This window comes from Croceicoccus hydrothermalis (assembly GCF_022378335.1).
GTDB lineage: Bacteria > Pseudomonadota > Alphaproteobacteria > Sphingomonadales > Sphingomonadaceae > Croceicoccus > Croceicoccus hydrothermalis.
Map to the genome: position 1 here is coordinate 133,209 of NZ_JAIQCI010000020.1, position 10,617 is coordinate 143,825.

11 protein-coding genes are annotated in these 10,617 nt (G+C 59.3%); 7 read left to right on the forward strand and 4 right to left on the reverse strand.

Annotated features, from left to right (window positions below; all coding sequences use genetic code 11):
- Nucleotides 1-4 precede the first annotated feature (4 nt).
- Nucleotides 5-244 carry a DUF2188 domain-containing protein gene (locus tag K4G67_RS11980; RefSeq protein WP_239806595.1) on the reverse strand — a complete coding sequence of 80 codons (240 nt, stop codon included), beginning with the start codon at nt 242-244 and terminating at the stop codon, nt 5-7.
- Nucleotides 245-377: 133 nt separating this feature from the next.
- Here K4G67_RS11980 and K4G67_RS11985 point away from each other — a divergent pair, with 133 nt between their 5' ends.
- From K4G67_RS11985 to K4G67_RS12005, 5 genes are all read left to right on the forward strand, one after another.
- Nucleotides 378-701, forward strand: a complete 324-nt coding sequence (locus tag K4G67_RS11985; RefSeq protein WP_239806596.1) for a helix-turn-helix domain-containing protein — start codon at nt 378-380, stop codon at nt 699-701.
- On the forward strand, nt 701-1,615 hold the full coding sequence (locus K4G67_RS11990) for an ImmA/IrrE family metallo-endopeptidase (protein ID WP_239806597.1): 915 nt from the start codon (nt 701-703) through the stop codon (nt 1,613-1,615). Before K4G67_RS11985 ends, K4G67_RS11990 begins: the two co-directional genes overlap by 1 nt.
- A 182-nt stretch (nt 1,616-1,797) precedes the next feature.
- The gene (locus K4G67_RS11995; RefSeq protein ID WP_239806598.1) at nt 1,798-2,469 is read left to right on the forward strand and encodes a DUF6088 family protein; all 672 of its coding nucleotides are present in this window, start codon (nt 1,798-1,800) and stop codon (nt 2,467-2,469) included.
- Complete coding sequence (locus K4G67_RS12000; protein WP_239806599.1) at nt 2,466-3,512, forward strand: nucleotidyl transferase AbiEii/AbiGii toxin family protein; 1,047 nt, start codon at nt 2,466-2,468, stop codon at nt 3,510-3,512. Before K4G67_RS11995 ends, K4G67_RS12000 begins: the two co-directional genes overlap by 4 nt.
- Entirely contained in the window at nt 3,509-5,173 is a 1,665-nt protein-coding gene (locus K4G67_RS12005) for a VRR-NUC domain-containing protein (RefSeq protein ID WP_239806600.1), read from the forward strand. Before K4G67_RS12000 ends, K4G67_RS12005 begins: the two co-directional genes overlap by 4 nt.
- Nucleotides 5,174-5,197: 24 nt before the next feature.
- Here K4G67_RS12005 and K4G67_RS12010 read toward each other — a convergent pair whose 3' ends face one another.
- Nucleotides 5,198-5,833: a LexA family transcriptional regulator gene (locus K4G67_RS12010; RefSeq protein WP_239806601.1), complete on the reverse strand. Its 636-nt coding sequence runs from the start codon at nt 5,831-5,833 to the stop codon at nt 5,198-5,200.
- Nucleotides 5,834-5,943: 110 nt separating this feature from the next.
- On the opposite strand from K4G67_RS12010, the gene K4G67_RS12015 reads away from it, so the two are divergent.
- Both K4G67_RS12015 and K4G67_RS12020 read left to right on the forward strand, forming a co-directional pair.
- Nucleotides 5,944-6,276, forward strand: a complete 333-nt coding sequence (locus K4G67_RS12015; RefSeq protein ID WP_239806602.1) for a hypothetical protein — start codon at nt 5,944-5,946, stop codon at nt 6,274-6,276.
- Complete coding sequence (locus K4G67_RS12020) at nt 6,273-6,482, forward strand: hypothetical protein (protein WP_239806603.1); 210 nt, start codon at nt 6,273-6,275, stop codon at nt 6,480-6,482. Before K4G67_RS12015 ends, K4G67_RS12020 begins: the two co-directional genes overlap by 4 nt.
- 1 nt (nt 6,483) lies before the next feature.
- Here the strand turns inward: K4G67_RS12020 and K4G67_RS12025 are convergent, their stop codons facing one another.
- Nucleotides 6,484-9,189 (reverse strand): conjugal transfer protein TraG N-terminal domain-containing protein, encoded by a 2,706-nt coding sequence (locus K4G67_RS12025; RefSeq protein ID WP_239806604.1) that lies wholly within the window; start codon nt 9,187-9,189, stop codon nt 6,484-6,486.
- A gap of 10 nt (nt 9,190-9,199) precedes the next feature.
- Nucleotides 9,200-10,597: a conjugal transfer protein TraH gene (locus K4G67_RS12030; RefSeq protein WP_420830037.1), complete on the reverse strand. Its 1,398-nt coding sequence runs from the start codon at nt 10,595-10,597 to the stop codon at nt 9,200-9,202.
- Nucleotides 10,598-10,617 lie beyond the last annotated feature (20 nt).

Sequence of the window (10,617 nt, forward strand, 5' to 3'; positions counted from 1 at the left end):
CCTCCTATTTCTTGTCTTTAGGCGGGCAGGGATCGTTGCCGTGGCTATCGCTGCGGGCGATCTTTCCGTCCTGGTTATGGATGCGAAACTCGGTGCTTTGATTGCGGCTGATTTCGCGGCCGCGATCGATGGCTTCGCGTTTCGTGCTGTGGTGGCTGCTGGCGCGGCTGGCGCCGCCCTTCTTTACATCCCAGCCCCCGTTGGGATTCGGGACCACGTGGTGGCTTTTCGGGCCTTTGCTCATTGGCGGATACCTCATTGTTTAACATTTATGACGCAAAAAAAGTGCGCCTACTCCGAACATCATATATTGCTTGAAAATCGGAAGTCAAGAGGTTATTGTATGCCTACACCGAACTTTTTGAGGAGGACCGCTTATGGCCAATGTCTTAGGCGACAAGATTCGTGACTTGCGTAAGGAGAAGAAGCTGACGCTCGACAAGCTCGCGGAGCTGACCGGCTCCAGCAAGAGCTACATCTGGGAGCTGGAAAACAAGAATCCACCCCGCCCATCGGCAGAGAAGCTGTCGAAGATTGCCGAACAGCTGGGGGTGACAATTGAGTATCTTCTCGATGACCAGAACAAAGTTGCCGAAGTCGATGCCGTCGATGCGCAATTCTACAGGAAATACAGAAGTATGCCCGCCGAAACGCGGGAGAAAATCCGCAAGATCGCCGAAATGTGGGATGACAGCGAATAATGGATAACAAGTCGCCGCAACGCTGGGCCATTGACCTGACCCTGCTTCTCAATGCCCGCGACGGCGACGACCGCTTTCCCGTTGATGTGAAGTCGCTGGCAAAGGACTATTCGCATCAGGTTTTCCCCAATGACCCCGTCACGCTTATCAAAGGTGGCGACCTCGATCGCTTTGAAGGCGGGCTTTACAAGGCCCCGCCTGGCAAGAAGGGCTGGGGCATCATCTACAATTCGGAGATCAAGTCCCCCGGCCGGATCAACTTCACCCTCGCTCACGAGTTTGGCCACTATCTCGTACACAGGCACCAGTTTCCCGATGGCTTGCAATGCAGCGCCGAAGATATGGCGAAATGGGACAGCGAGTATGGCCAGATCGAGCAGCAGGCGAACGAGTTCGCTGCAAGCCTGCTTATGCCAAGGGACGACTTCCAGCGGCAGATTACGCCCAGCGCCCAACCCGGCTTCGATGAGCTTGGTGCCTGTGCCGAGCGCTACGGGGTGTCTCTTTCCGCTGCGACGCTGCGGTGGCTACAGTTCACCGAGAAGCGTTCGATGTTCGTGGTATCGAGAGATGGTTATGTGCTTTGGGCAAGGTCGAGCCCAAAAGCATTGCGGACGGGTGCGTTCATCAAGACGGCAAACCTGCCGCCTGTGTCCTTGCCATCCGGTTCGTTGGCCGCGCAGACGCATTTGCTCGATAACGGCAAAGGGCGCATCGAACACAATGCCTTCACTTGGCTGAAGGAGCCCTGCGTTGAAGAGACGTTCCTTTCCGAGCGTTTCGATAAGACATATACGCTGCTTCATCTCGGGCCTGCCCCCGTCAGGCGTTTTCAGAACGATGACGAGGAAGAGGGCGAAGATACCTACGACCGGATGATTGGTCGCACTCCGGGCTCTTCATGGTTGGGCTAATTTGGCTTTGCGCATTCTCATTCGACTGATTGACTGTTTCTGCATCATATATTCCGAATGCCGAATTCTTGCTTCTGGATTATTCTGGAAGGGTATAGGGGGCGGGAAGGATTGGCCTTCGGTGCTGTCCGAAATTCATCTACATTTTTCGGACAGCTTCCGGCTCGACTTTGTCCGAAATTATGCTACATATTTCGGACATGGGCGTTGAAATCTCTCCGCTAAAGTCGCAAATCCTCGAGCGTATCGCAAAGGGGGCGAATAATGCTGTCTGGACGCCATCGGACTTCCTCGATCTCGCAAGCCGGGATGCTGTCGACAAGACACTTCAACGCCTGGTGAAGGCAGGAGACCTGCGCAGGATTGACCGTGGACTGTACGACAAACCGGGCATCAACAGCCTGACCAGGGAAAAAAGTGCACCCGATCCTCGTGCCATTGTCGAGGCAGTTGCGCGCCGCGATCAGATACGTGTGCTGGTTGACGGTATGACGGCCGCAAACGACCTCGGTCTTACAAATGCAGTGCCGGCGAAAATTGTCGTTCACAGCGAAGCAAGGCCGAAGTTGATCAAGCTTGGCAATCTCACCATCGAATTCAAGCAGACGGCTGCGAGTAAACTCTATTGGGCCGGGCGCCCGGCGATGCGGATCGTTCAGGCCCTGCACTGGCTGCGCGATACGATGCCTGGTGACGATGTTGCAGATTGGCAAGATCGCCTGATCAGCCTCCTCGCCGATCCTTTGCACGGCGAAAAGTTGCGAGCTGATCTGACGGATGGCTTCGCTACGCTTCCCGCCTGGATGCAGGATCTCCTCCGCCCTCTGCTGCGCGATCAGGCATCGTTCTCGTGAACCCTTCATTCGATGAAATCCTGCGTGCCGATGCAGAAACACGCAGCGGGCTATATACAGCAACCGCGCAGAGGCTCGGTACGACGCCGCAGAACGTAGAAAAGGATCTCTGGGTCTGCTGGACGCTCGATGCGCTGTTCAACGGGCTTGGAGAGGGGCCGCGGCTGCTGTTCAAGGGAGGCACTTCGCTGTCGAAGGCTTTCGGTTTGATCGAACGCTTTTCCGAAGACATCGATGTGACTGTCTTCCGCGATGATCTGGGACATCCGGCTTCGGTCGAAGAACTCGCAGCGCTCAGTGGCAAGAAACGGCAAGCCGCGCTCGACGAAATCCGCGAAGCCTGTGAGGCCTTTATCAACGGGTCATTGCTGGAACGGCTTGCGGCAATATGCGACGAAACGTGCGCGCGCACGGGGATCGAAGCTGGCGCACTACAGGTGAAGCCCGACCCACAAGACCGACAGACACTATTGTTGGTTTATCCCAGTGCAACTCCGACCGACGCCTATATCGCCAAGTCGGTGAAGATCGAGTCAGGGGCGAAATCTGCGCTCGACCCAAATTCACTGCGAACCATTACACCCTATGTCGATGCCGACGTGCCGGATATCGACGTCGCCGTGCCAAACGTCACCGTTGTCGATGCCGAGCGTACCTTCTGGGACAAGGTCGTCATCTTGCATGGACTGCGGCGCTGGTACGACATTCGAGGACAACTGCGCGGCAACGGACAACGTGTTTCTCGCCATTACTACGATGTGTTCCGTTTGCTCCAGTCCGACGCTGGCCAGGCAGCGCTGGCAGACCAGCCGCTGGGCGAAGACTGCGTCGCCCATGCTCGCATGTTCTTCAACAGGCCGCCGTTTGACCTGGCGTCGGCACATGCCCCAACGTTTGCTCTGTGTCCGGAGAAAGGGATGATCGATGATTTGCGCCAAGACTATCGCGCAATGAGTGTCATGATCTTCGGCGAACCGCCACCCTTCGATGAAGTGATAGAGGCGGTGGCCGACCTGCAGCACCGTCTTAACGATCAGGCATGACGGGCTTCTTCGAGCGCCTGTTCGGTAAGCGTGCTCCCGACCAGGCAGGGCAGGTCGCGCGGTCAAAGGAAAGGCTCGAGATCGACGAGTTCGCTCACGGTCTTGTCAGCATTCCGCAACTCGATTTTGTTGGCCATCAAGCTAGGTCGCCCAATCGCCGGTTCCGTCTGATCTGGACCGACCGAACGCCTGACGGTTTGCGCGGTGGAAACCGCGAGAGCGGGCACGGCTCCTGGTCGCTGCTTTTCGACGAGAGTATCGTGAAATCGGGCAAGCTTGAGCGACCGCAGGAGGGGAAAGTCGCCGACAACGGCACTTTCATCCTTCACGACTGGATGTTCGGACATGGCTTGCACGGTCGATTTGTAGCCTGCGATTCACAGGGCCAAACGCTCATCGCGCAGCAGTTTTCTGCCAATCTCATGAGTAACGGCCTGTCTCCCGACGGTCGTTACGCAATCTGCCAGACAGCCAATGCCCCAGGGAGCGACGACAGTTGTCGATACATGCTTTTCGACCTCGAAGCTGGTCGGGAGATCGCGCGATGGGAAGTCGAGACCGGTTGGGCCGATGGCTATAATTGGGATTGTGATGCCGGCAGGGTAGTGATTTGCCTGAAGGACGGCGAGCAAGCGATCTACGACCTTACCGGCACCATGGTCGATCGAGAGGGCTGGCGGCGCCGCCGTATCGCTGCTGGTGATCTGGGCGTGATCAAGGATGTCCTGTCATCGCTAGCTCCCCTTGACCGCGAAATGCGGCAAGACATCGCCGCTGGACTGAGACGCGCAGTGCGCGAGGGAGAGATTTGGAGCCAGGCCCGCGCGTTTCGTCTTCTGGGCGAATTGCATGAAACAGAAGGCGAGCCGGAAAAGGCGATCAAGGCCTATGATGATGCGCTGAGGCTGGATCCAAAGGTGGGTGTTGCCCGGAGGGTTGAAAAGCTTCGCAAGGAAACGGGGCAGCAGGAGGTCAAACGCGCGAGAGGGAGACAGAGTCGGTTTGAAAAGCAGGCCGAACGTCTTGGTATCGGGCACGATGTGATCATGCTCGACAAGGGCACCGGCAAGGACTGGAGACTTCACACGGTCCACGACTGGTCATTGGTCGAATTCGCCGCGCTCGAACACTATCTTGAACAAGGATGGTCAGGTGCTGCCTCCGAAGGCGGCTTGATCCTCACATTGATCAAGGCTGCATCATTCCCAAGGCTTGATCCGCGCCACGCCGATACGTTTGTCGAAGCGCTCTATGCTCAGAATGTCGCCTTCGCGCAGGACAAATTTGCAAAAGACCAACTCCTCGCCTCGGTTTCCCGAGCGACCCGGTCCCAGATCGAAGACAACTGGAAGATCATCTCAGCGAGCGCAGGCGATACTCCCGCATTCTATCCCAGCGTCCGTGCAGAGCATGTCTTCGGCCTCTTCGAGGCATTGGGTAGCGATCGTCTTGCAGAGATTGCCAATGTCTTTGCTACCGCGCCCTATGATCTTCGCTCAGGCTGGCCCGACTTAACCCTGTGGAAGGGCAAAACGGTCCGCTTTGTCGAAGTGAAGGCGCCTTCGGATAGCTTTCATGCAAGTCAGGCGCGACTGATATCGCAATTGCTTCTGCCTCTTGGCTTCGACGTTTGTCTAGGGGAAGTCAGGCCGACGACATGAAATGACGTCGCTTCGGCAGGCGACCTAAAGAGCCCGCCCGAACCAGATGACCCGCCCGACCACGTGCACTTCGGAACGATCCATATCGTTCCACGTCGGATAGGCGGGATTGTCGCTGGCGACTGTGATCTGCTTCGCTCCCGGCTTGATAGCGATGCGTTTGACCGCCAGCACATCGTCCGTGCGCAGGACATAGATGCCATCGCGCAGTCGGGCGCAATGATCCGATGCATCGACGAGGACCTCGTCACCATCGCTGAGGGTAGGCTCCATGGAGTCTCCCAGCACACGCACGATCGACAGGCTTGCGCTCTTCGCAGGGGTAAGCGCGCGCAGCCAACGTTCGTCGAAGCCGAACCTTGTGTAGGCATTTTCGCTTGCCGCAATCGCCCCGAACCCAGCTGAGGCCTGGACATCGAGAATGGGGATTTCGACCATGCCGTCATTGTCGCTCTTATCCGGCCCGCCGAGCACGTGTTCGTCGACGCCCAGGAAGGAAGCGAGCATCCGGCGATCATCCGGTTCGAGCGTCTTGGGCGAACCGCGCTTGATGAACTGCTGGATGTAGCTGGGGTTGCGACCGAGCATCCGCGAGATCGCGGCGTAGCCGCTTCCCCGCTCACGCAGGAGCCGGTCGAGCTCTTGTCGGACATGTTCCATCGTCTCGTGCCTTCGTTCTGGATCGTAGGATTCTTCCTAGACCTGAGGATGTCTTCCTACTAAGAACATAACAAGAACACAAGTGATTCTTGAAGCGATGCGAGTTGTAGATGACCCTCCTGGAACGGATCGAAAACCATCTGAGAGATAACGACATTTCGGCGACCACCTTCGGGAGGGAGGCGGTCGGCGATCCCCGCTTCGTGCTCGATCTCAGGAATGGCCGTAATCCGCGCCGCAAAACCGTGATGCGGCTGGAAGCCTACCTTGCGGAGTGTGGCGCCGAGGCGTGTGCATGCCAGTGTGGGAACGACCGCATCACGAACGGGCGTGCGAGTGAGCAATTCAAATATCTGGACAATTCGGCTATGCTCGACAGGCTCGAGACTGGCGCGTCCAAGAGGAGAGGCCACTCTGGATCTGGCGAAGGAGACAATCGATGACCAATCCTGACAACTCTCCGCCGCCATCTAAGGAAGACTGGCAGGGCTTTCGCGAAATCGATCGAGCTATCGCTGAAAATCGAATGACCGCGTACAGTTGGACGAAGGCGTGGGCGGACCCCTGGAGCCGAGCTGGCCTGATCCTCTTTGCCGTACTGTTCGTCGCATTCGTTATCTTTGTCGTGATCTACGACGGCCTGCTCTGACCTACCATTCCTTGATCTCGTCGGCCGCTTCCGCGCTTGCTCCCCGCGCATTGCGTGTGCGGCCCTCGAGGTAGTCTCCAACGGTATCGACCCGGTCCCCACCGCGGCTCTGCACACGGTCTACCGCGCGGCCGATATCTTCCCGCGCGGATGAAGGTTCCGACAGGCTTCCTGGCACCGATCCCAATCGCACAGACCCGCGGACGTCACCTCTGCTCCCAACACTCGGTCGCGAGATTGGTGCGGCCGGGGGCAAGGTAAGCTCGCCCTCGATATCTTCGTGGATGCGGTCGGCGTAGCTGGCGACAAAGCGAGCCTGCAATTGCTGTCCGGCTGGACTCATCTGAAACGCGATATCGTCGAAGCGGACAGGGCCATAATAGTCGCGATTGGCCTCGATCTCGGCCATTCCCCATTCGCGATAGGCCTGGCTGAGATTGAGCGTACCCGCAGCATTGGCACTCTCGTACCAGCTTGCCTGGTCCTCGAGACGGCTGGCAAGCTCCTCGGCACGGCGGGCCTCGATAGTGTAACTCTGGGCCTCGGTGAGCGAGGTGTTGAGGCCCGAGGCAGTGGTCGAAACCAGGCTCTCCGAACTTGCGCTCGTCTCGCGCAGGAAACCTTCGCGTGTGCTCGACCAGTTGCGGCTCTCGGAGATCTGTGTGAGCGCGGCCAAGAGTCGCGAGCGATCTTCCGAGGCTATGCCGATATCGCTGTCAGTCCAGCTTTGGTTTCGCCCACCACGCAAACCAATATCGCCGCGTAACGGCCCTCTCTGCCCGCGAAGGCCCAGCCCCGCGTCACCATTCAGGAACCACGAGACGGTGATGTCGTCCGAGGCGCGCCGTGAGAGGCCAAACTGCTGCTGCAGCGTGCGCGAGGCATTGTCGATCTCGCTGAAGGCGGTGCCGATGCTGTCTCCCGACGAGGTGCCGCTGACGGTCTCGTTCGACTGGCCGGTCGAATAGGCATCGCGAAGTTCGAAGAAGCGAGTGATCGCCGAGCTCGTCGATTGCTGCGCGAGGTTGGAATAGGTCTCGCTCTGGCTGCGGCTTTGCCCGGCAATGGTCGACAGCCTGCTCGAGAAGTCCGATCCCAGCGTCGGCGAGAAGGGATAGCTCGAGGTCGGAACGTGAGCGAACTCGGCAACTGGAAAGCCCGTGGTCTGTGTGCCGCTATCGCCGAAACTGCGCGTCTGGCCCGCGCCATAGGCGATATTGGGTGCCAGATTGCCCTGCGCGAACTGCCGCGAGAAGACCGACGAATTCTCAAGATTGGTGTTGCCGAGCGAGATGTTCCCCGTGCTCGCTTCGCGCGCGGCCTCCTCGGCGGCGTTCTGGCTGGGATTGAGGTAGGAGGTCGCCTGGCCCGAGATCGCCATGGCGCCACGCGCCACGCCGCCAGCAAGGAACGGTATCGAGGCTACGAGGTAGCTCGCGAGCACCCCGATATCGGAGTTTACATCGCTCATGCCCGCGAACGTCGCGAGGCTGAGACCGGTATCACCACCTGCCGCTGCCACATCGCTCGCACCCTTGAACATGAGGATCATGTGGAGGATCACGAACAGCGGCCCCCAGGCGGCGAGGTAAAAGAAGCCCGTGACATAGCCGCGCAAAGCAATCGGCCCGGTCCGTGGCATTAGGAACAGTGGGAAGAGCACCGGGAAGAGCGCGTAGAAAACAACGGTCAACACCACATTGAGGATCGGGACCCATTTCATCGAATTGTGCGCGATCGAGGCATAGCTGCGCTCGGTCTGGATATCGGCACGGGTCTGGGCGAAGACATCGATGCTGCCCATGCCGCTGGCTCCGGCAAAGCCGTGCATCGCCTGGTTCATGGCGTTGATCGAGAGCACCTGGCGGAAGATGTCGCTGGCATTGCTCGAAACCCCCGAAAGATAGCTGTAGGCGATGGGAAGGTCGGCAAAGAGCTTGGCGCGGGCGAGCGCTTCGGTCTGGCGCGGATAGAGCTGGCGACCGAAGGCAGTGCCCATGTCGTCGATGAGGTTCGTCCACTGGCCGCCAAGCGTATTGTAGGCTTCGCGGCAGGTGGTGACGACCGAAGTCACCTCGCCCGTGTTGACGTCGCGGATCAGGAAACGCTGCGCGCGGGCTTCGCTGCCAGGACCGATCGTCGCCCAGATATCGGCGCTTTCGGCAAGCTCCTGCATCGAATAGCGGCCCAAGAGGACGTCGTAGAAGACGCATTGCTTGAAATGCTCGTCGAGATTGGCGGCGAACTCGGGATCGGAGATGCGCAGGCCCCGGGTCGCTTCCAAAAGCCTTGCGCCGTAGATCATGCCGTTCTTCGAGTAGTTGAGATCGTCGGGCAGGCCAAAAACCAGTTCGGCCGAGCGGGTGAGATAGTCGCCCGCCTGGCTGGTGAAGCTTGCCATGAGGGCAAGGCCGAGCGGGACATTGGCCACCGTTGCCGGTGCAAGGCTTGGATTGACTCGGTCGGTGACATGGACGTCCATGCGCGGCACCATCAGGCACATGTAGATGAGCGTCGCGCCAAGGAACCAGTTCACCCAGGCGCGCCAGTCCTGGTTGAAAGCGAGCACGATGACGCCAAGCGCCATGCCCATGACAAGCGCGACCTGGATCAGGCTCTTGTAGCCGCCCGCGCCGGTCCAGGCAGCGACCGCGTTGAAGACGTTGACGAGATATTCGCCGCCGCCGACCGTGTAGACTTCGACCATGGGATTACCTTTATGGAACGATCGAGCGTGACTGGAAGCCGCGCGACCAGTCGAGCGCGGCGGCCATCGAGGGCGACATCGAGGCTGCGAGCATGTTCTCGATCATCGCGGTCTTCTCGATGATCTGGACGATAGCGGTAATGCGCGCCTGTCCGGTCGCCTGCCTGCTGGCGAGTTGGTTCCTCACTTCTGCGACCTGCGCGCGCCAGAGCGTCAGCTTGGCTTCGTCGGCAGCGATGAAGCTCGCCATCGAGCGGCTCGCTTCGGACGAGATCCGCTCGAGGATCGCGTGCAAGAGATCGATGCTGGTGACCTCGGCAAGTGTGGCGCGATCGTCGGTTGCCATGCCGCGGCCATAGGCGGCATGGACGGTGAGTATCTTGTACAAGGGCAGCGAAGCCACCTGCAGCAGCTCGATCTCGGCAGCGCCGATCGCGGTATCCTCGCGGATCGCTTCGACCATATTGCCGATCATGGTCGCCACGCGTGGGCGGATCGCCTTGGTCGAAGACAGGCTCAGCTGCTGGAAGGTGGGATTGAGGCAGAGATTGGGCTCGTCGCAGCGAAAGACCTCAACGCTCTGGCCCTGCGTCCCGTCGAGCAGCGCGGTCACCAGCGTCGAGGAAGCGTCACCCGCGAAAGGCACGAAACTACCCGGATCATCATCGCTTGGCGGGACGTAGATCACCGTGCCGATCAACGTCATGGCATATTCGGCAAGATCGCGGTCGAAGGTGCCGCCGGGATTGAAGAAGGCGGACTCTTTCAGGACATGCCAGGTGTAGTTGCGCGGCACGCCGGGATTGACGTCCTCGAAATCACTGCCGCCTGCATTGTTGGTACTTGTCCGTTGGCCGCGCGTGCCGCAGCCATGCTTGGCAGCGGCGTAGTCGGTAAAGATCCCGGTCGAATTGCCGATCGCTTCGCAGATCGCCTTGTCGGCAAGATCGCCCTGCGGCCAGACACCGCCGACAAGGCCCTGCGCCATTTCGCAGGAGTTGATCGACAGCTCGTTCATGAGCTGCGCCTTTTGCGAAAACTCCTGCATGATCTTGTTGCACTCGGGGCAGATCGTGTCGATCGCGAGGCTGAAGGCAAATCCCACCGCGTTGTTGGCGACGGCTTTCAAGAGCGCGACCATTTCGCTTGCATTGATGAAGGAGAAGGACCCGGCGAAGATATCGATACCGCCGCAACCTGCCCGTGCTCGCGGCAGCTGGAGATTGGCAATGTTGGTGGTCTTCTGCGGAAAGCGCGTCCAGACATTGCCCATGGAGTAATAGCCTGCCGACTGGCCTTCGAAGGCAGTCGGGCCGGTGACATTGGCCGCCGCGCCCATGTCATCCATAAACCGGTCCATGCTGTCGCCGACGTCCTGCGCCGATGCGGCAATCGGTGCGGTGCTCATGGCGAGCGCGCTCAGCGTGA

What these genes read in the sequence shown, in the direction of transcription:
- K4G67_RS11995 (WP_239806598.1), top strand. Translation starts at nt 1,798, where the DNA reads ATGCTACATATTTCGGACATGGGCGTTGAAATCTCTCCGCTAAAGTCG.
- K4G67_RS12010 (WP_239806601.1), bottom strand. Translation starts at nt 5,833, where the DNA reads ATGGAACATGTCCGACAAGAGCTCGACCGGCTCCTGCGTGAGCGGGGA.
- K4G67_RS11990 (WP_239806597.1), top strand. Translation starts at nt 701, where the DNA reads ATGGATAACAAGTCGCCGCAACGCTGGGCCATTGACCTGACCCTGCTT.
- K4G67_RS12025 (WP_239806604.1), bottom strand. Translation starts at nt 9,189, where the DNA reads ATGGTCGAAGTCTACACGGTCGGCGGCGGCGAATATCTCGTCAACGTC.
- K4G67_RS11985 (WP_239806596.1), top strand. Translation starts at nt 378, where the DNA reads ATGGCCAATGTCTTAGGCGACAAGATTCGTGACTTGCGTAAGGAGAAG.
- K4G67_RS12020 (WP_239806603.1), top strand. Translation starts at nt 6,273, where the DNA reads ATGACCAATCCTGACAACTCTCCGCCGCCATCTAAGGAAGACTGGCAG.
- K4G67_RS12030 (WP_420830037.1), bottom strand. Translation starts at nt 10,597, where the DNA reads ATGAGCACCGCACCGATTGCCGCATCGGCGCAGGACGTCGGCGACAGC.
- K4G67_RS12015 (WP_239806602.1), top strand. Translation starts at nt 5,944, where the DNA reads ATGACCCTCCTGGAACGGATCGAAAACCATCTGAGAGATAACGACATT.
- K4G67_RS12005 (WP_239806600.1), top strand. Translation starts at nt 3,509, where the DNA reads ATGACGGGCTTCTTCGAGCGCCTGTTCGGTAAGCGTGCTCCCGACCAG.
- K4G67_RS11980 (WP_239806595.1), bottom strand. Translation starts at nt 244, where the DNA reads ATGAGCAAAGGCCCGAAAAGCCACCACGTGGTCCCGAATCCCAACGGG.